Origin of the sequence: Kordia jejudonensis, assembly GCF_001005315.1 — a bacterium.
Taxonomy (GTDB): domain Bacteria; phylum Bacteroidota; class Bacteroidia; order Flavobacteriales; family Flavobacteriaceae; genus Kordia; species Kordia jejudonensis.
This window is the reverse complement of the sequence record NZ_LBMG01000005.1, coordinates 65,743-87,329: the sequence shown is the minus strand read 5'-3', so window position 1 is coordinate 87,329 and position 21,587 is coordinate 65,743. Positions and strand designations below refer to the sequence as shown.

18 protein-coding genes are annotated in these 21,587 nt (G+C 33.7%); 3 read left to right on the top strand and 15 right to left on the bottom strand.

Annotated features, from left to right (window positions below; translation table 11 throughout):
- Window positions 1-22: 22 nt before the first annotated feature.
- Window positions 23-763, bottom strand: a complete 741-nt coding sequence (locus tag AA089_RS04005) for a CDP-alcohol phosphatidyltransferase family protein (protein WP_046755704.1) — start codon at window positions 761-763, stop codon at window positions 23-25.
- Between the two features lie 149 nt (window positions 764-912).
- On the opposite strand from AA089_RS04005, the gene AA089_RS04000 reads away from it, so the two are divergent.
- Together AA089_RS04000 and AA089_RS03995 are read left to right on the top strand one after the other, a co-directional pair.
- The gene (locus AA089_RS04000; protein WP_173427044.1) at window positions 913-1,971 is read left to right on the top strand and encodes a putative type IX sorting system protein PorV2; all 1,059 of its coding nucleotides are present in this window, start codon (window positions 913-915) and stop codon (window positions 1,969-1,971) included.
- Window positions 1,972-1,977: 6 nt separating this feature from the next.
- Window positions 1,978-3,156, top strand: coding sequence for an Lnb N-terminal periplasmic domain-containing protein (locus AA089_RS03995; RefSeq protein WP_046755629.1), 1,179 nt, complete (start codon window positions 1,978-1,980; stop codon window positions 3,154-3,156).
- 43 nt (window positions 3,157-3,199) lie between these two features.
- On the opposite strand, the gene AA089_RS03990 is transcribed toward AA089_RS03995, so the two are convergent.
- From AA089_RS03990 to AA089_RS03980, 3 genes are all read right to left on the bottom strand, one after another.
- Window positions 3,200-3,736 (bottom strand): hypothetical protein, encoded by a 537-nt coding sequence (locus tag AA089_RS03990; protein ID WP_046755628.1) that lies wholly within the window; start codon window positions 3,734-3,736, stop codon window positions 3,200-3,202.
- A gap of 147 nt (window positions 3,737-3,883) precedes the next feature.
- Window positions 3,884-5,281, bottom strand: coding sequence for a sugar transferase (locus AA089_RS03985; RefSeq protein WP_046755627.1), 1,398 nt, complete (start codon window positions 5,279-5,281; stop codon window positions 3,884-3,886).
- 6 nt (window positions 5,282-5,287) lie between these two features.
- Window positions 5,288-6,565, bottom strand: coding sequence for a phenylacetate--CoA ligase family protein (locus tag AA089_RS03980; protein WP_046755626.1), 1,278 nt, complete (start codon window positions 6,563-6,565; stop codon window positions 5,288-5,290).
- Between the two features lie 529 nt (window positions 6,566-7,094).
- On the opposite strand from AA089_RS03980, the gene AA089_RS03975 reads away from it, so the two are divergent.
- The gene (locus AA089_RS03975; RefSeq protein ID WP_046755625.1) at window positions 7,095-7,973 is read left to right on the top strand and encodes a class I SAM-dependent methyltransferase; all 879 of its coding nucleotides are present in this window, start codon (window positions 7,095-7,097) and stop codon (window positions 7,971-7,973) included.
- Between the two features lie 75 nt (window positions 7,974-8,048).
- Here the strand turns inward: AA089_RS03975 and AA089_RS03970 are convergent, their stop codons facing one another.
- From AA089_RS03970 to AA089_RS03920, 11 genes are read right to left on the bottom strand one after another with little or no spacing between them, the layout of a single operon-like run.
- Window positions 8,049-9,059: a glycosyltransferase family 4 protein gene (locus tag AA089_RS03970; RefSeq protein ID WP_046755624.1), complete on the bottom strand. Its 1,011-nt coding sequence runs from the start codon at window positions 9,057-9,059 to the stop codon at window positions 8,049-8,051.
- A 1-nt stretch (window position 9,060) separates the two neighbouring features.
- Window positions 9,061-10,029 (bottom strand): glucosamine inositolphosphorylceramide transferase family protein, encoded by a 969-nt coding sequence (locus AA089_RS03965; RefSeq protein WP_053002186.1) that lies wholly within the window; start codon window positions 10,027-10,029, stop codon window positions 9,061-9,063.
- A 4-nt stretch (window positions 10,030-10,033) separates the two neighbouring features.
- On the bottom strand, window positions 10,034-11,635 hold the full coding sequence (locus tag AA089_RS03960) for a hypothetical protein (protein WP_046755623.1): 1,602 nt from the start codon (window positions 11,633-11,635) through the stop codon (window positions 10,034-10,036).
- A complete protein-coding gene (locus tag AA089_RS03955) occupies window positions 11,635-12,588 on the bottom strand; it encodes a glycosyltransferase family 2 protein (protein ID WP_046755622.1) in 954 nt (317 codons plus the stop codon). The genes AA089_RS03960 and AA089_RS03955 overlap by 1 nt, the downstream gene beginning before the upstream one ends.
- Complete coding sequence (locus AA089_RS03950; RefSeq protein WP_046755621.1) at window positions 12,585-13,910, bottom strand: O-antigen ligase family protein; 1,326 nt, start codon at window positions 13,908-13,910, stop codon at window positions 12,585-12,587. Before AA089_RS03950 ends, AA089_RS03955 begins: the two co-directional genes overlap by 4 nt.
- Window positions 13,907-14,989, bottom strand: a complete 1,083-nt coding sequence (locus AA089_RS03945) for a glycosyltransferase (protein WP_046755620.1) — start codon at window positions 14,987-14,989, stop codon at window positions 13,907-13,909. Before AA089_RS03945 ends, AA089_RS03950 begins: the two co-directional genes overlap by 4 nt.
- Complete coding sequence (locus AA089_RS03940) at window positions 14,986-16,206, bottom strand: glycosyltransferase family 39 protein (protein WP_046755619.1); 1,221 nt, start codon at window positions 16,204-16,206, stop codon at window positions 14,986-14,988. Before AA089_RS03940 ends, AA089_RS03945 begins: the two co-directional genes overlap by 4 nt.
- Before the next feature lie 12 nt (window positions 16,207-16,218).
- Window positions 16,219-17,340, bottom strand: a complete 1,122-nt coding sequence (locus AA089_RS03935; RefSeq protein WP_046755618.1) for a glycosyltransferase family 4 protein — start codon at window positions 17,338-17,340, stop codon at window positions 16,219-16,221.
- Between the two features lies 1 nt (window position 17,341).
- The gene (locus AA089_RS25735) at window positions 17,342-19,120 is read right to left on the bottom strand and encodes an FkbM family methyltransferase (protein ID WP_316936943.1); all 1,779 of its coding nucleotides are present in this window, start codon (window positions 19,118-19,120) and stop codon (window positions 17,342-17,344) included.
- Between the two features lie 2 nt (window positions 19,121-19,122).
- Window positions 19,123-20,262 (bottom strand): glycosyltransferase family 4 protein, encoded by a 1,140-nt coding sequence (locus AA089_RS03925; RefSeq protein ID WP_046755617.1) that lies wholly within the window; start codon window positions 20,260-20,262, stop codon window positions 19,123-19,125.
- Between the two features lie 17 nt (window positions 20,263-20,279).
- Window positions 20,280-21,587 carry a glycosyltransferase family protein gene (locus tag AA089_RS03920; RefSeq protein WP_046755616.1) on the bottom strand — a complete coding sequence of 436 codons (1,308 nt, stop codon included), beginning with the start codon at window positions 21,585-21,587 and terminating at the stop codon, window positions 20,280-20,282.

The following is a 21,587-nucleotide window of genomic DNA, read 5'->3' as shown; positions in this document are numbered from 1 at the left end:
GTTTCTGTCTGATTTCACAAAATCACTTCTTAAACAACGAAATCAACACGTATAATAAGATAATAATTGGAACCGCTAAAAAGTGAAGAAAGACCAATAATAACACACAAGCAATTAAGAAAATGTATTTTGTCATGTTATTCTTAAAGCTCCAATCTTTAAATTTTAATGCAAATAGTGGAATGTTTGCGTTTAATAAATAACTACAAAGTATCGTAAAACCTATCAAGAACCATTTGTTCAAAATAATGGCATCAATCATTTCACTTCCTTGATACATTAAAATGAGTGGTAAAGAAATGATCAACAATGTATTTGCTGGTGTTGGCAAGCCAATAAAAGAAGAAGTTTGGTTTTCGTCAATATTAAATTTTGCCAAACGATATGCAGATGCCAAGGTAACTATCAAACCAAATAATGGTAAAAAACTCACTTCGGTTTGAAACCAATGAAAAACATCTGACCACGAATGTCCATCATTAACATTTTCAGTAATTTGTAACGATCTGTTAAACAATTGATACATAAAAATTCCAGGGACAACTCCGCTTGTCACCATATCTGCTAATGAATCTAGTTGTAAACCCAATTCACTTTGTACTTTTAAAATTCTAGCGGCAAAGCCATCAAAAAAATCGAAAAATATTCCTAAAAACACAAAAAATGCTGCAATTTCCAGTTGATTCTTTACTGCAAAAATAACAGCCAAACAACCGCAAAATAAATTTAAAAGTGTGATGAAATTTGGAATATGTCGTTTCATGTTCATGAATATGATTTTTTGTAAAAATAAATAAACTTTACAAACTCAATCAAAAAGATTGTAAAATGTTATGCTAATACGCACAATATCTATGTTTTTTTTGAGTTTATTAGATTAGAAAATTGCATATTTGTATAAAAATTATTCTCTTGAAAAAGTTATTACTCGGTCTCCTACTCATAAATATATATTTTGTCAACAGCCAAACTGTTGTAAAATACTCAAACGAATTCATGAATATTGGTGTTGATGCAGCTGCTTTTGGTATGGGTAATGCCGTTGTTGCTACTGTTAACGATGTAAATGCTGGATATTGGAATCCCGCAGGTTTGGTACAGTTAGAAGACAAACAATTAGCACTGATGCATTCAAGTTATTTTGCAAACATTGCCTTGTATGATTATGCGGCGTTTGCAATGCCAATTGACGATAGAAGTGCTTGGGGAATTTCTTTAATTCGTTTTGGAGTTGATGATATTTTAAACACAACTCAATTAATTGATAGTCAAGGAAATATTGACTTCAACCGAATTAGCCTCTTCTCTACTGCAGATTACGGAATTACATTTTCATACGCTCGAAAATTACCCGTACAAGGATTCAATTATGGAGTCAATGCGAAAGTAATTCGTAGAATAATTGGCGACTTTGCTTCTTCTTGGGGATTTGGTTTTGATTTTGGATTACAATTTCAAAAAAATGATTGGAGATTCGGATTAATGGCGCGCGACATCACAACAACTTTCAATACATGGAGCATTGACGAAGATTTATTTGACAATGTAAGTGATCAAATTCCAGAACAAGAATTGCCTGAAACAACAGAAATTACAATTCCGAAACTACAACTTGGTGTTGCAAAATCATTCACATTCAATTACGATTATACGCTTACTGCCGAAGTTGATTTAAATATGCGTTTTACGCAAACCAATGACATTATTTCTACTTCATTTGCAAGTATTACACCAGCAGTCGGATTGCAATTTGCCTACACAGATTTGGTATTTTTAAGAGCCGGCGTTGGAAATTTTCAAAATGAAAACAATTTTGGTTCAGAATCATTAACCTTTCAACCCAACTTAGGAATCGGTTTCAAATACAAAGGAATTCAAGTGGATTATGCATTGACAGACATTGGCGATCAAAGTGCTGCTGTTTATTCTAACGTATTTTCATTAAAAATTGACTGGAGTTTATTTAGATAACAAGCAATGAAAAAAATTGTCTTACTTCTACTCTTTCTTTACACAGGAACTCTTATTGGGCAACAAATAAAGCTTTCGCCAAAAGCTACATTTTCAGTAGTAACTTGTGGTGCTGGAGAAGAACTCTATTCTGCATTTGGACACAGCGCATTTAGACTCAAAGATCCTATAAATGGATATGATGTTGTATACAATTATGGCGTTTTTGACTTCAACACTCCTAATTTTTATGTAAAATTTGCACGCGGTAAACTTCCATATCGATTGGGCAGAACGAGTTTTAAAAACTTTGTACGCATCTATCAATATGAAAAACGTTGGATAAAAGAACAAATATTAGACTTAACGCCTGAGCAAACAACAACCTTATTGGCATATTTAGAAAACAATTACAAAGAAGAAAATCGATACTATAAATATGATTTTTTCTACAATAATTGTGCAACTAAAAAGCGTGACATTATTAAAGAAAATTTTCAAGATGCATTTATCTTTAATGACGATCATCTTACGGAAGAAAAAACATTCAGAGATTTACTTCATGATAATTTAAACGCAAATTCATGGTCTAGTTTTGGAATTGACATTGCTTTAGGCGCCGTGATTGATAAAAAAGCACCTGCAAAAGATTATCAATTTCTGCCAGAATACGTATTTAAAGCCTTTGCAAATGCTACTAAACAAGAAACGGGAACGCCATTAGTAAAAGCAACCAAACTCATCTTAGATGCGCCTGAACAAACAACTTCTAAAAGCAGTATTTTCAGTCCTTATGTAGTGTTTTCAATACTTCTATTAATTGTTTTAGCTATTACATTTATAGACTTTAGAAACCAAAAACGCACACGTTTGCTCGACTTCATCATCATGCTCACAACAGGAATTGCAGGAATTATCATTGCGTTGCTTTGGTTTGCAACCGATCATTCTGCAACTGTAATGAATTGGAATGTATTATGGTTATTTCCAATAAATATCTTCTTTGCGTACAAATTCTTATCAAAAAAACAAGAATGCGCATCTTTGTGGAAACACACTGTTTTTCTATTAATATTGCTAGGAATTATGCTACTATTGTGGCTTTTCAGTATTCAAGTCTTTGCAACTGCTGCGATTCCATTAGTAATAGCTTTGGTAATTCGATATGCGTATCTGACGTATTATTTCAGAAAATTAGAAGCGTAAAATCAACTAGATTTAGTATGATTCTGAAATGTAAAGCGAAATATTAATAGAAGAATTTCCCTTTTACAACATACCTAAATGTTCCGTCTAAACGACCAAAACCATCAGCTGGAGTGTATGTGATTTCGTATTCATAAGAAAACTCCTCCGCCAAATCATTATTATAGATTTCGTCATAACTTAACTTAGGAATTATAAAATCATCCGTAAAAGTACGATCAACATTCGGTCGTGTGAAATCTATATACGGATAAAAACTTGCAGCATACGGCAACAAATCATCTTTAATTTCAAAGACAATTGGAGTTACTAATCCATCTACAGAATTGTATATCGCAGGATTTTTTAAATTATAAGGACTCGTTAAAACCAGATTCTCAAAGTCTGAAGCATCAAACTGAATCGAAAAATCATACGTTTCCATTTCATCGTAATCTATGATATCGATAAACTTAGGAAGCGCTGTAAATGTAATAGATTCTATTTGTATTTGACTCGGAAGTGTTGGTGTAGCGTCATCAGCATCGCAAGAAGTCATAAAAACTGCAATAGCAATTATAAGAAGTAATTTTTTGAACATGAGTTGGTATTTTTTATCAATTTAGTTTAACAATAATTACGCCAAAAAAGACAAATAGATTACTAATGTAAGAAATTTTAACAAAAAATAGCCAAGATTTTCAAAGAATGAAAGTGCCATGAAACTCATAAAGTAAGAAACTCATCATTATCGTCCGCGATAAAAAAGTACGGTACTTAAGGTTTTTACGATAATATTCAAATCCAAAAAGAAGCTTCGGTGTTTTATATAATAGAGATCGTATTGTAGTTTGCGCAAACTATCTTCCATAGAAGCGCCATAATCCGTTTTTACTTGTGCCCAGCCAGTTACGCCAGGTTTTACAATATGGCGAATTTCGTAAAATGTGAGACTTTCCGAAAGTTGTTTTACAAATGCAGGACGTTCTGGTCGTGGACCAATCATGCTCATTTCTCCTTTTAGTACATTGATAAATTGAGGCACTTCATCCAATCGCGATTTACGCAAAAAACGTCCAAATCGAGTTACACGCGTATCATTTTTAGTTGCCCAAACAGCACCATTTTTTTCAGCATTCACAATCATACTGCGGAGTTTGTAAATTTTAAAAGGCACACCATTTTTCCCAACGCGTTCCTGTGTATAAAATAATGGACCTCGATTTCCAATCAAGTTTCCGATTAAAATAAAAGGTAGAAACAAAAAACTCACAAGTAAACCTAAAATAGAGAATACAACATCAAAAAAACGATGAAAGAATAAATACAATTTGTTTTGATTGCTTCGGCTAAACGGAAAATACTTGTAAAAATCTTTTCCCACATATTGCACTGGCACTCTGAATGTTAATTCTTCATAGACCTGAATATATTCCTTAATCGGCAAACCTGTTTCTAACAATGAAATCAAACCATCAAATAACGGTTTGTTCAATTCTTCTCTTTCATTACTTGCAATAATTACTTCCGAAACTGCTTTTTCTTTGGCAACTTTCTGTAAATCCAAACTTGTAATTTCTTCAATATCAGTTAAATCAACATCGTTATCTGTCACAGTTGCACTCGAATTGATATATCCGACAACTTTTGAATAATTTGTATTTTTTCGAATCGCTCTCGCAATGATGGCAACTTCTTCCTTATTGCCAATAATTAAAATATTTTTATAGAATCTAGGAGATGAAATAAAGAAAATATACGCACAACGCCACAAGAAAATAGAAACCGAAATTGCTAAAAAGAAATAGAGAATCTGCAAACGATTTTCAGGTAATTCTGGTGTAAAAAATGGTGTTAGCAAATAACACAAAACGGTAATGGAAACAGTTAAAACTAAACTTTGAAACGTAGTATCGTATCTACTACTTTTTTGCAAATTGTACATTTCCAATACTGTAGAAAATAGCATGTAATACACAATCAACACTACAGACCAAAACCAACGTTGTTGAGTCAATTTAAAATAATCAAAATCAAAAATGCTTGAAACTACATATAAGCCTGATAATAAAGCCAATACATCAAAAAACCTAAGCAATAGCTTACGTTCCGAAATTTCGAAATGCATGTTAGAATTTGAGGCCATACGTACTTAAATATAAGAGATAAAACTCTTAGTTTTTCCTTTTACTTCGGATTTCTTCACATTTTGATTGATATTGTAGGTAATATCATCAGAAAAGTAGTTGTAAATTTCTCCTTTAAGTAATTGTTCTTGTTTATTAGTTATCTGTTCTTCGAGGTTAAATATAAGAATTCCTTTTTCTTTTTGGATAATTTGGTATGTAAGTTTTATGTTATGTTTTTTACCCAAATTTTTAAAAATATAATAGAAATACAAACTAGGATAAATTTCTTGTTTTCCATACACATTCTCTCCTATTCTACCGGTAACTTCTTCTAAAATATAGTGCGATTTTCCACAAGTACACGTCTTATTTTCAGGAGCTAACTGAATATAATCGCCCAATTGATAACGGATAATTGGAAACGCTTTCATTTGCAAATTGGTCACTACAATTTGATGATCAATTTCTTCTACAATGACACCTTCCATGTTAATATGCATGTTGCCTTTTTCACATTCAAACGCAATAATTCCCGTTTCTGCGGCGCCATATTCGCTAATTATCGGCACGCCAAACGCTTTTTTAATTTCTTCTTTATAACTATCGTAAATTTTCTCCGAAGTTCCTTTCACCATTTTCAAATGTTTTGGTTTCGGAAGATTTTTATCATTAATCAACTTCGCAGATTGATAAATCATAGACGAATAACCGTGAATATATTTCGCCTTTTGCAACTTTTTTACAAATTGATTAAACGCTTTTTCCTTATAATCAAACACACGGAAACGATTCTGTAATGCATCTAAAATTCGTACTTTGAAACATTTCAATCCTGAAAAATCAAATCCCCAAAAATAACCGTTTCGTTCCCAAGGTTGTACATTATGCCATGAATATCCCCTAAAAATGGAAGCTCTGTTAAACGAATCGGCTTCTTCTTCTCTTTTATACACTAACGGATCGCCTGACGAACCTGAAGTAGTCGCTGTAAATACTTTTTTAAAACTATGTTTGGCATGAATAGCTTCGTTGTGCGCAATAACATCAGCTTTTGACAATACAGGTAATTTCGTAAGATCGTCTAAAGAATTAAAAGTTGCCACATCAATGTCTTTGAACTTTTCTTGGTAATAAGGAGAAGTTGCTTTCGCAAAGCTAATCAATGCTTTTAGTTGTTCCAATTGATACGTTTCCAAGGCTTCAATTGACCATTTTTCCGAAGTTTTCAAAAAGGCAAACCATTTCCGTATGGAAGGATTTCGTAAACGTTCGCCAAGTTTAAAAAGGAATTTATGGAGCATGATTTAGGTCAATAAAAAGTGAAAGTAATCAAATTTTATGAGTTATAAAATGTCTGTTACGATAGTTTGATTAATTTAAAAGAAATAGATCTTTATAAAGATTAACATCATCATAAAGACAAAATATAATAAAGGTAAAAGTCCTATTATAATCCATATGATATACATTCTCCATGTCTTTCTATTGTTCAAACATATGATTATCGTATGAAAAAATGACCCAGTTAATGAGCCAAAAACAAGTAGATAATTAATCAACTTTCCATATTCGTAGATCCAACGATAGTTTGAAAAACGAAATCTTTCAACGTAAAATCCAACTAATATTCCTGATAAGAAAAGAAATAAAATCAAAATAGCAGACCATTTAGGATTATATATGAGTTTAAAAGCTTTCATATGCACTACATTTTGAATTATTCCTACGAAAACGGAAAAAATTACAACTGGACAAAATTAGTCTAATAAAGATAAAGAGTTCAAAATAATCATTTTTTATTTGTTATTTTGCAATCGAATCGAATCGTTCATGAATCACAAAATCAAATCGCTTATTTTTAAATCGTTAGATATCTTACCCAACAAAATGGGCTATGGTGTCTATCATCAAATACAAAAATTTCTCAACAGAAATAGCATTCATCATAAAATTAAGACGAATGATCGATCATTTAAGGAAGCTTTGAACATTCTGGCGGAAGCCAATATTGACCTAACAGACAAGACTATTTTTGAATTGGGTTCGGGTTGGGCGCCAATTATTCCGTATTACTTTTTATACTTCCAAAACGCGTCAAAAGTGGTTACTTATGACATCAACGAACATTACGATGTAAAAGCTATTGCAAAATTGAACGCGTATTTTAAAGATGAATTTCAAATCGAAGTCGCTACAGCACAAAAAAAATATCAATTGCCCAAAAATGTAGCATATTTTCCAAATGTGAATTTAGCGGCAACCAATTCGTTAGCTACAAATGCAGTTGATTTGGTTTTTTCCCGATTTGTGTTGGAACACATTCCACCGAAAGAATTATTGGAAATTCATAAAAATCTAGCGAAAAACTTACAAAAACCGTTTCATGTATTACACATGATTTCGCCAAGCGATCACAGAGCCTATGATGACAAATCGCTTTCGTATTATGACTTTTTGAAATATAGTGCTGACGAATGGAAACAACAACATACAAAGTTCGATTATCACAACCGATTGCGATTACCTGATTATATAAGAATATTTCAAGAATCTGGTTTTGAAGTTGTTTCGTTATCTTATGATACTTGTGAAAAAGACTCTGAAAAATATCGAAAATTCAAGGAATTGACACTTCACAAGGATTTTGAACATTATACAGAAGAAGAAGTATTGGCAGGAAGCATCAATGTATTGTTGAAAATCAGGTAGGAATATTTTGTTTGAAATATTACTCAGCATACAATCTAATAATCTAACAGTCCAGCAATCTAACAATCCGATAACCTAACAATCAACCAACAAATCTTTCCATTGTTTTTTCACTACTTCCCAATCGAACATTTCGGCTTTTTCACGTGCTTGAAGCACTAGTTTTTCTGCCATTTCAGGATTAGCAATTAGCTTTTTTATTTGAAGAATCATCTCTGAAGCGTTATTTGGCGAAACCAACAAACCATTTTCTGCATGATTGATGAGAAACGGAATTCCGCCAACATTGGTAGAAACAATCGGCATTCCGAGCGCCATGGCTTCTATTAAACTAATTGGCGTATTGTCAAAATTGGTCGTATTGATAAAAATATCATAGGTTTCGGAAAGCGAAATCCAATCGTGTTTTGAAAGTTTTCCTGTAAATTTCACATTCACTTCCAATTCGTTGGCAAGTTCTTGTGTTTTTTCAAACGAAGCGTCTTTTTTGGGTCCAACCATGCACAAAGATGTTTCAATTCCTTGTTGTTTCAAACCGTGCGCCACATGAATTGCTAATGTTGGATTGTAAATTTCGGCAAACGAACGCACCCACAATAAATTGGCTTTTAGATTTTTACGTTTTTTAAAAGGATAATCCGTCAATTCCACATTATTGGGAATGTGTTGTACCGTATGATATCCGTAACGTTCAAATACTGTTTTTAAAAATAACGATGGCGAAACATTTATATATGCATTGTTAAAAATCAGATCACTTTTTGCTTTACTCTGTTGCAAACGTGTTTCTAAATTTCCGCCATGTAAAATTGGAATATACTTGATTTTCAGTAAAATACACAACTTACTTACCCAATACGCATATAGAAAATTTGTAGTACTGTACGTGTCAATCAATACATATTGCAGTTTTTTTCGATGACGAAAAACCGTCCACAACATGTCCAACAAGCGTAACATTTTATTTTTCTTATCAGAAGTCAATCGAACTTGAAAACCTTCTTTTTGGAGCAATTTCCCTAAAGTTTCAACGGTTGTTGCCGTTTTTCCATGACCTGAAACGATATTTCCAACATACACAATCATATTACAAATTGTTGGTAAAGCTAAACGTTATTTTTTCTTTCCCGTAACCATAACCGTCGTAAATTGCTTTGTAAGTGCCATCGGGTAATTTGTGAATGTCAATGTGATGCATTCCATTTTTCGTCCACGTTTCTCCTTGGTGTTTTAAAATCGGATTGTTTTTTAGTTGACTTTCTTCATAGTATGTTTTTGATATGGAATCGATTGAAAATCCATATACGGCACGTCCATAACCGCCAAAATGATCTTGCGCAAAACGAATTGTTTGTGTTGGTTCTTGTAAAACGCGTCCTGCCGATCGTGTGTAATTTCCGCTTTTTATAGGAGACATCGGATGTTCTGTCCAAGTTCCTTTGAGATTTTCACTGTAATACAAACGCAAGTCGTAAGCTTCTGTAGCCAACATAAACCAAGTGTCATTTTGTTGAAAAAGTGTGGCATCTACTATTTTTTTGTCATCTAGCAATACCGTATCCAATTCCCATTGCAATGGAAAATTCGTTGCTTTGTATAAGCGTACTTGCTCAAATTTCTTGGTTTCAGGCATCATGTAGATTTCGCCTTCGTGTTTAAAAATAAACGGATACGAAAGATGTAATTTTTCATCAAGTGCCAATCCTAAGTATTTCCAATTGCCGTTTTCTTCAACTGCAACACCAATATCTGCATGTTTTTCGCCCATAATTTCGAAAAAAGCGTACCAATTGCCATTTTCAAAATGTAAAAACGGATCTGCCATGAGCAATTTTTCAGGAATAGCATTTTGTTTTCTATCAAATACAATAGTCTTTTTTACATTCCATTGCAATGGATCATTCGAAATATTGGTTCCGATAGAAAAATACGCACCACTAATTTTTCGCCCAAAAAATGGCACAGGTTTCTTAGCAAGATAGCAATACACAACGTAGCTTCCCATTATAAAGAGGAAACCAACCAATACTATCAGTATGCGTTTTACAATTTTCATGCTACTAATTTACTTTATATAATCGCCAATTTTCAATTTGATGTATCAATTTGAGTTCAGGCCATTCAATATCAACCAACACATAGTCAATTCCGTATGATTTTAGAAACGTGTTTCCTTCAATTCTGGAAGGTTTGTGTGTAAACTCCGTATAGTTTTGATACCATTGTATAAATCGTGCCGGATTGCCTTCAATAATCATAGAAGCGCCTTTTGTGTCTAAATCTACAGAACGTTGTGCACCTGATCTGCACACTGGAGGCGCATAAAATAATGCGTCTTTTGGTGTGTTTATCTTTATATATTCCAACATTTCATGAAGTCCTTTGTTTCCCGATGCTGCACTTTTGATGTAACCTACAGAAAGAGAATTTGGCAATACGCGCGTAAAAAATTCTTTGGACACGACGGGAATTCCAGCCGTAGCCGCCGATTTTGAACCAATTAGCAATAAGATATATCCCATTAAAATAGCAGGAACAACATGATGCTTTTTATATTCCTTTAGTAAATAATCCGCTAAAAATAATGTAGATATAAAACTACTCAGAATAATGAGCTTTTGCATTCGAATCAACTGAAAAGACATGCGAATGTTCATGTCAAATATTTGATTTACAGCACGTTCAATATACACCGAAATGTTTGGTAATATAAAAACTAACGCAGTTACAAAAAGTAGTATGTAGCATTTTTGACGTTCTTGATGTTTGAAATATGCCAACACTATATACATGAATAAAGGAACGAAAAACACCAAAATACTCGGCGACAACCATTTTTTAGCATACGCCACAGGATTCAGAAAATATGCAGGAATTCGATTGTAAAAAGCTGCATTGTACGCTTCTATGTCGTAGCTTACATCAACGTTGACACTATTAAAATATGTCGCAAAAAACGGTAACATTCCCAAGAATATTGCCATGAGAAGATATACGGTTTGCATCGAAATTATTTTTTTTAATGATGCCTGAACTACTGTAAACGAAGTATAAATTCCTAAAAATATGAGAATTCCGCCCAAACCACTAATTGGATGAAAGTTGAAGATCAATCCGATTAAAAAACCTGCAATGTAAAGTCGTTTTCGCGAAAGCGTACTAAATAACAAAAATGGAAGTGGCATGATTGCGTAATACATAACTCTTGGCAATAGCGACCAAATGTCTGAAATCCCCCAATATTCTGCACCTGGCAACCAAATAATACCGCGCATTGCAATGGAAATTAAGACAGCTAACCAAAAGTTTCCTGATAAACGAAAAAGAAGCAAATACCATAAAATTCCAAAAGCAATGTGACAAATAAACGTCAGGATGTTCATGGCGTGTACATAATCTCCATGTGTACATTTGGCAATCGCACGAATAGTTTCAATGTAAAACGGCGTGTAATAGGCTACATTTTCAAGTTTTTCGGCAAATACATCTTTTGGAAATAAGCTTGGATCATCTTTTTTTAAACAAACCGTAATAATGTTATTTTGATCAGAACTGTAATGTGTTGCATTCGCATTTTTATTTCCCAAAAGATAACCGAACGCAATAATCAAGTTGATTGCTACGACAATTACGATGTGATATTTTTCAGGAATGGTACGCATTAGCTACTTTTTGGAGCGCGTAAAATGTCAAATTGAATCGCTTGTAGAATTAACTGAAATCCTAAAATGATACAAAGCGTGATGAGCATAATAGTTCCCGTTGGCGCAAATGTATCAATATGTGTGTAATACCACCAATTGTATATTCCGTACACCAATCCGAACATAAACATTGGAAATCCTACCAAAATGTACAACGAACCAATGTTAAAATCGTAGATAAAGTACGATTTCACAAGTCGCTTTACAAATGTTTTAAACAGTTTCGGAAGAAATATAAACGGCATTTTCCATACTTGCATACTCGATTTTTCATCGCCGTAAAATGCAGGCATTGGCACATCTTTTATTTTGGCGTCTGTGAGGTATAATTCAGCAATCAAAGAGGTTTCAAAGTAATAATCGTTGTGAATATTATCGAAATCCAACAGTTTTAAATTGTCTACTTTTATGGCGAAAAATCCGTTGGTAGGATCAAAATTGTTCCAATATCCAGAAGCAACTTTCGTTAAAAACGACAATCCAAAGTTTCCTATTTTTCGAACCCAAGGCATTTCGCGCAACGCTTTAAAATCTTTAAAACGATTTCCTTTTGCATATTGTGCCTGATTTAGAATTAATGGCAATAGCAATTCTGGAATACGACTACTGTCCATTTGATCGTCCGCATCTACTTTTACCACAAATTCCAATTGCAGTTCAATGGCTTTTTTAAATCCTGCTTTAGTAGCGCCACCAACGCCCAAGTTTTTAGGATTTTTCACAATGACAACCTTCTCGCCTACTGAACTATTGATGATTTCTGTAGCTGGAATTGGTTCTTTCCCACAATCGTCCACAATGATAATAACATCAATGCATTCGGGCAGTTTAGTCACAACAGAAACAATATGTTTTGCTGCGTTGTAGTATGGAATGACTACACCAATAGCGTGTTCTTGAAAGTTGATCATTTCATTTTAAGTTTATAATATCTAGGGCTGATAAATACCGCTGCGGCGAACAAAAATAAGCCTAAAATTGCAAAAATTGGTCTGTAAACGTATAAATGTTCTCCAAAAAATAGTGTTACCATCATGGCGATTACCATTCCTTTTAACGATAAGTCTAACGATCTGTATCTGGAAAGATTGAGTCTGAAATAATTGACCAACCAACGCACGTAGAAAAATAGTCCCAAAAGTCCAACTTCATTAATAAGTGTCAAATAAATGTTATGCGCCGAATTTCCTACTAATATAAAGTTGTTAAACCCTGATCCAAAAGGAATTACCTGCGGATTCGCTAATAAATGATCTACATATCGTAATGATAAGTTTTTTCGCCCTGAACCTAAATCTTCGTACAATTGATCAACATCTAAATTTCCTTCTCCCAGCATTGTTGGATCGGATATTTTATTGACCACACGTCCTTCAAATACATCGGTTACCATTGTCAACGATTCTACATTGTAAAATGACAAGATAATGACGCCAATTCCAATGATGATAGACATGTAAATAAATTTTCCCGTTCGCATGATAAAGAAATATACCGCAAATACAGCAACTCCTGTGTAACTGGTTCGTGATCCGCTAATTCCAATACAGAACATCGCAATTAGAATTCCGCTAATGAGCAAAATTTTATTGACTTTTATATTTTTTTCAAGATATACGCCAATGAATGTAATCATAGACAACATCATGGTCATTCCTAGCACAATTTTGTTTGGTCCTAAGGTTCCTGAAAAGAAGTTTCCATAAGCACGTCTGTCGAGTTCGCTCCACAAATACGGTACAATTCCTAAATTTTGTAAAATGACGACAGTTCCTGCCAACAGCGTAAATATGACATGTAAATAGATGAATAATGTTAGGTTTTTTTTACGTTTCATCGCAATCATAAAGAAAACGCCTGATAAAAAGAATGTCACAAAGTGATACATAAACAAAGATGTACGTAAAATCCAGATGTTTTTCCCATTCAAAAAACTAATTGTAAACGTCATTACCATGGTAACCATTGCCCATTTCATAAAAACGCTCAAATAGTACAAATAGCTTCTATTTCGGATAAAATAATCAATGAATACTTTATTGGTGAAGTAGTAATACAAGACAATTAATCCTAAAAAATCATACAATCGAAGTTCATTGTTTCCTGTAAGACTGTAATTAAAAACGGCTAAGTTGTAGAAATACGAAGTCAGCATACCGACCAACAATATTTTTAAATAAATATCATCCGCCAACATGAGTAATTTCTTTTCTACAAGCTCTTTTACGTTCATTGAGTACTTATTTCAGCATACAAGGTATGTACTTTATTTATAATTGCCGTTTCGGAATAATTTGCAATGATATGTTTTTTAAAATTAGCCGCAATACTTTTTCGTTTGTCGTTTTGTACTAATAACCACTGTAATTTTTCTGCCAAAGCGTTTGCATCTTCAGCGGGAACAATACATCCGAGACTTTCGTCGGAAACCACTTTTGCACATTCGCCAACATTCGTAACAACGACGCTCAATTCGTGCAAACCATATTCAAGCAAAGCGATGGGCAAGCCTTCTGATTTTGAAGAAAGTACGCCAATTTCACATTGTGATAATATATGAGAGATATCGCCTTTGCTTCCATAACTAAAGATGACTTTTTCTAGATTTTTTTCGTGAATATAATCATGAACTTCTGTTGCGTATGCGTCTTCAAAGTTTTTACCAACTAAGTGTAATGTCCATTCAGGAAACTGCTTCGTTATGTTTTCAAACGCCGCTATTAAATTGAAATGATCTTTCTGAGGACGTAAATTTGCCAAACAAACAATTCGTTTTCCTGCGGTTCCGAACAACTGTGTTTGCGGTATTTCATGGATGTTTTTTACGGGAAAATTTGGCATGTATACTACATTTTTCACGTTTAATTTCTGAATTGCCCAATTTTTCAATAATTGATTAACAGAAATAATAGCGTTCATACTGAATGAGCTGATCCAAATTGGTACTAATTTTCGTTGCTGTAATGCCTCACTATTTCCATAATGATCGTGCCAAACAATTTTTATGTTTTTGTAATATATTTTTACCAAAAAAGCAAAAAAGTACGAACTTGCATGTGCGTGAACAATGGTAATTTTATGTGTTTTTAAAAACGTTACAAATCGTTTGATCGCTTTAAAATCAATGGTTTTCTTTTTTTCTAAAAACAAATAACCTACAGTTTCTGCTAATTGATCTTTTAATAAACCTTCTTCACGTGTCGTACACAAAAAGGACGTTCCGTATTTTTTTGACAACGCATTTGCATAGCTTACCGCCAATTTTTCAGCGCCACCAGCATGTAAAGAATCTATGAGTTGTACTACCTTCATACGCGTAATCGTTTTGGTAAATATGCATCACCTAAAAAGGCAATACTGATCATAAACAATCCTATAGATGGTAGCATATAGCGCAATAATGGTACTACTACAATTGCCATTCCCCAAAAATAGAAAGTGATGAGCAGTATACTGATTAACAACCACGAATATTGCTTGTTTTTCTGCCTAAATATCAAAACACTTCCTGTAATAAAAAGAATAATGTACAAGATGCTGATGATTTTTATATATCGTTCTTTTTTTGAGTTTTGACTGTCCAATCCGTACCAAACACGTTGTGCTTTGAACAGGTAAAAGTTTAGCAACGCACCTTTATCTTCTTCCCACTTTTTTCCTAAAAATGTAAGTACATCGCCCAAGTTCTGTACTTCTTCCCGCTGTTCATAAAAGGAATTACTAATCATAGAAACATCTTCGGAAACTTCAATTTTTTCACGGTAAAATTTGTTGCTCAAATTAAAACCATCTTTTATTGAATTGACGCCATGAGAAGACAGCAACACAAATTGGTTACTTTTTGCATAATTATACGCTGTCCAAGGCGCAATAGTCAACGCAATGACACTCGCAATAATAGCAATACTAACGAATGCCCGTTTTTTATGTTTGAATAGATAAATTATACAAACCAATGCATAAATCAACGGAATTAAGATACCAATCGGTCTCGTTAATAATGCCAACCCTAGTAAAACACTACTAATAATGAGCTGTTTGTAGTCTTTATCATAGAATAAATATTTCAATAAATAATACAAAGAGGCATACAATAAAACGCAAAAAGGTACCAAACTCAACGGTTTGTACGTGGCATAAATGATGAATGGACAACTTAGAAATAAAAGCATTGCCAAACGTGCCATTCGTTCATTTTCTGAAAATACCAAGCGGACAATTTTATAAATAAAATGTCCCGAAAATAACGTAATAACAATGGAAAATAATGAGGTTAGCAGTATTTGTGGAATTCCCGTAAATACGGCAATTTGATATTGTATGTACAGCCACAATGGAAATAATGGAGGTGTTTTGTTCCATAAAAAACCTGTTTCATCCAAAAAACTACCATTGTTAATCAGACTTTCTACAGGCGCCGTATAATCTTGACTTTCCGAACTTAAAATCCCCATTTTATAAAATACAATGTGTGCCAGCGCATACAGGATAAAAAATAGGATATAATATGTTTTGTAGGATAATTTCATAAGAAACGCATACTATTGCTGTAGGAGTTTTTTAATTTCGCTTTCAAAAGTGTCTAAGGTATAATTTCTTGACCAATTGATCGCTTTTTCCGCCATTTCTTCATACTTTTTTGGCGAATTCAATACGGTTTCAATAGAAGTTACTGCGCTAGCAACATTTGGTGCTATCAAAATACCACGATTTCCTGAATCTAACATAAAAGGCACACATGAAATATTGGTCACAATTGGTAAACTTCCCCAAAACATCGCTTCTGCAACTACTTTTGGCCAACCTTCCGATTTGGATGGTAATAGCATAAAATGTGTATTTTGATGTACTTCTTTAATAATTGCTGCAGTAACGTTTCCATGCAATTTGATGTATGTTGCTAGCTGATTTTTTTCAAGATACGTTTCTAGTTCGCTTCGCAGCACGCCGTCGCCATACATGTCTAAACGCACTTGATGTCCATGTTTCCGAAGTGCCTCCACAATTTGAATGCTTAGTAACGGACGCTTTCCAGGCGATAACGAACCTACAAAACTAAACTTGATTGTTCCTTCAAGCCTTCGCAAGCTCACTTCTTTTTTATCACTGTTTTGATAACTTGCCGTAAAAAATGATTTGATATTTTTTGTCTGCGCTTTCCAGTCGCCATACACCAATACATTCATATTTTTGGTAAGGAAAGTGTTGGAAAGTATTTTTTTTTGCCATCGGTACGTCATTGGCTGCTTGCTTTTTGGATCCCAATTTCCAGCATATTTCGCCGTTTTGGTTTTTGACGGGAAGAAAATTTGCGCTACACAACCTACCAATCCGATGTTTCCAGGACAACGTAAGTGAATATGATCGGCTTTCCGCATTGCCGCAACAATTTTGAAAAAGATGATTGGCAACACAAAAAGTGTTTTTATACTTGCTACAATATTTAGCAGGTTAAAGGCAGGAATCTGTTTGAATTCTAGTTGATCGTGTTCGTAAGCAATGTCGATTGGACTAATTTCCTTTGAAGCCAATAATGGCGCTACAATAGTTACGGAATCTACATGTTTTAGCCATAAATTCATTTCCTTAACATACGGTGCATAAGCGAAATAATTAGAAGCCTTTTTGGCATGCAAAACATGGGTTACAATTAGAAAATTCATACTAAGCAATGTTGTTTCCCGCAAAGGTTATGACTTCTCCATCTTTGTAAAAAATGGTTTTATGAGGATAGTTTTTCGCTTTAAAAAACGCTTCAATTTTTTTATACGTTTGCTCATCATTTACCCAGTGATAACTAGCAATGGCAAAGTTGGGTTTAAATTTTTCAAGTACTTCTACCAAACCGTCCATAGCTTCAATTTCGGCACCTTCAATATCCATTTTAATAAAATCCAAACGTTGCAATTGTTCCTTTTTATAAAAAGAATCAATAGTAATGGCATCTTTTAAAATCGTTTTTGCGTTTTTTGGTTTGTAATGAATTGAAGAAGAAACGGTTCCAGCTTCAAAAAAATCGAGTTGGGTATTTTTGTCCCAAATCAATTCTTCTTGTATTTGAATATTGCGCATGTCAGAATTCAACGCCATATTCGCCTTCATTTCTGTAATATTTTTCTTGTCAGGTTCAAAAGCATATACTTTCCCTTTTGTACCAACTTTTTTACTGTAAAATGTAGCTAAATGCCCATGATTTGCACCAGCGTCAATGACAATATCGTCTTTTTGCACGGAATAAAAGGTCTCATATCGAGCAATATCGTTTACGACATAATACATAGGAAGTTTCGTGACAATTTCTATTCCGTTTGCAAAAGTTGTATGATAATTCCCTTCCAAGCGTTTAAATTTTTCTTTCCGTATTTGGTTAAAGTACAGCTCTTTGAGTGTTTCTTTCAAACGTTCCGAAAGGAATATATTGTATATTTTTCTAAGAAAACTCATCGTTCGATTTGGTCTTTTTTGGAACCATAAAGAGAACCATGCGACAAATCTGCCGAGTGATTCTGTAAATGCTTCCATTTTTTTGGGCGCTGTAAAGATATTCGTAAATCTTAGAACTGCCAAGAACAAAGTGGTTGCATTCCATTTTATTCTTGCTTTTAGTGTTGGTGTAGGATATTTCACGCGCCAAACGTGCCAACCATTTTTAACAACCATTTTTCCATAATGATACTGATTAGGTCTTCCTGCAGCGTTGTGATGATGTTCCAATTTGGCAGCCGTATTCACATATAACTGTCCTATTTTGGAAACTCTCAAGGTAAAATCGGCATCTTCATACAAACCATAACCTTCAAAATACATTGAAAATTTAATCGTATCAAAAACTCCTTTTCGAAACGACGAAACGCCACCCATAAAGAGTTCTACTTCGTAAATTTTGTCTGTTGGCGGTAAAAAACTAACCGATCTTCCATGTGCAAATGTTGGTAAATAACACGGTTTCGTATCGTCTAATAAACCAAATTTTCGGCGCAATCGGAAACGTAACGATTCTTTTCGAAACCAGCCATCGTACACAAAAGAACTTTTTTTAGGCTTTGTAGCTTCTGTGATTTTTGTCCATTGCACTTCATTGGTAATAAAGCCACCAACACCAAGCGCATTTGGATGAATCGTATATGTTTCTAGTAAATTTTTGAAATAATTTTCATCTAAAATTGTATCATCATCTAAAAAACAGACAATTTCGCTGGTTTCAGATACATTTCTAATCCCAAAATTTCGTTGTTTTGTCAAACCGCGTTCGGAATCGTCAACTTTAAAATAGTGCAGGTTTTCAAATGGATTTTCCTGCAACATTACTTTTGTTTCATCATTACGAGAACCATCAACAATCAAAATTTCATTCGGATACACAGTTTGCTTCGATACCGATTGCAGTAATGTTTGCAAGGGTTTCGGACGCATATATGTACAAATGATTAAGGTAAAGTTCATAATTATTTGACTACTAATGATTGATAAACGGCAATATTTTGCTTCGCTATGTTGGTAATATCAAATTGACGCATTGCTGCCACACGTGCACTTTTTGCCATGCGCGTTGCTAATTCTTTATTGGTAATTAATAGATTTATTTTTTCAGCAAATTCTTTGTGCGATTTCGGATGTACCAAAAACCCTGTTTCGCCATCTTTTACAATCTCTTTTGCCCACGGATAATTGGTGTTTACAAACGGTTTTTCCAACGCCATTGCTTCAATAGTGACCATTCCGAACGATTCTGCCAATGACGGAAACACACAAACGGTTGCTTCACTAATCAAGGTTTTCATTCGGTCATAATCAACGGTTCCTAAATATGTTACTTTTTTTATCGCTTCCGCAGAAAATACTTCTCGTACCATTTCCCAAGTTGAACGTTTTTCTTGTATATCTATCGCATCATTGCCCACAAGTAGCAACTTACAATTGTCGTTCTGTTGAATCAACTCGTTAAAAATATGTGCCAATTCAATAATTCCTTTTTTCCGAATCAATGTTCCAAAATACAGAATGGTATTTTCTTGAACGGAAGTATGATTGGGTTGAAAATCATCTATGTAAATTCCGTTGGGAATGACTGTAATTTCTTTGTTTGAGTTGAATAATGCATTGGTTTTTTCTGCTACAAATTTACTTACTGCTATGATTTTATCGGCTTTCAAAAATGCCTTTCTTTCTCTATCAAAATTTGCTTTTTTCACTGCTCTACCTTCCAAATCGCAGAAAAAAGTATCACTTCCATGCAAACGCATTACTTGTGGAATGTTGAAAGTCATGTTTGCCGTAATTCCCGTCCAATCGACCACTTCCAACACATCAATAGGAGTTTGTTTGTGGATTTTCTTGATGTATTTCTCAATAATTCCTTCATTGAATTTCCAAGTTAATACGGGGAGTTTTTGCAATTTTATTTTATGAATCGTGATGTCGCCATCTTGAAACACTTCTTGCGAATTTTGAAAATAGGTAAACACGGTAATTTTCATTCCTGCATCTACCAAAGCTTTGAGCAAATTTTTTGTACTCGTCCCTATTCCTGCGGATTTCGGGAGTTTTTCATGCGGATATTCAGGAAGTAAAAAAGCTATATGCATACACACGTTTTATGAATCTAATAGGTTGATGATATGAAAAATGTGAGTGCTATGTTAAAAACTGACACCAGTGCTAAAGATATAGAAAATACCATATCTACCGTTGATTTTCGATATTTTTGTACAACTAATGGAATGCTAGACAGTATTGCGATTAACAATATAATTTCGTATCCTACAAACCATCTGTATTCCATCATCGTGAAACACAACATGCAAATTAAAAATGTGTACGTTATAAAAAGCCAAGAAGGCAATTTTTTATCTGAAAATAATGGTTTTTTAAACAAAATAACCAACGGAATTAATAGTAAAAAGGCATAATAGCGGAAAAATTTTGCAAACGAATATACCAAATTGTACCCAACAACCTGACTATACAGTTTTGGATCTTTTTTTAGGAATTCGCTAGGAGATTTCGGTAACGAGTTTTCGCCGTGTTCTTGCACATACGCTTTTACTTCACTAAAGGGCGTTTTATTGAAAATGGCACTCTTATGAATAGGTTCTTTTCCTTCCTGTATTTTCTTTAAACCCAAGTAATTGCGTTGTACCCAATTGACTTCAGGATCAAAATTTTTATTGTAAAAACTAACAGTTCCATTTTCCTTTAACGATGGATAATGTAGTATAGAAACAATCGTGACGAAGGAAAATCCAATGACAAAACCCGCATGTAGTAAGGATTTCCATTGTATTTTTTGCAATATGAATTTTATCCCAAAAAATACCGTAACCAACACAATTGCAAATAACGATGTAGGACGAATTGCGGTACACAATCCGAGTAAAATTCCAATAAAAATATAGTATTTTGTATGACGTGTAGCTTCTTTTAATTTGTAAAAAAGAATGTAATAAAGTAGTACTAAAAACACAGCCATAAACGCATCATTTGCCGTGCGCACGTATGCATGAATGTTCAATGTAATGAACACATATAAAGCAATAATCGCATAGAAATAGATCGTTTCTACAGTGCCTTTTATTTTTTTAAGCAACTGAAAACCAATATATATAAGTAATATTTCTACTAGAATATTGACTACAATAAAAGCGGTTGAAACATCTTGAAATATCTTATAAAATACGGAAGCTGCCAAATTGTACAATAAACTCGTTCCTTTTACACTTGCTTCATAAAAACCATGTTCTTGAAAAAAACGAAAGCTCTCCATATATCGATCTGGATCACCTACAGTTGTAGTTCCAAAAAATAGTTTTTTCGCAATAAAAATTATCCCCGAACCAATGAAAAACAGCAATGCTACTTTCAGTATTTTTCTCGAACGCGTTTCTTGCGAAATGGAATCTGTATTGCTCAT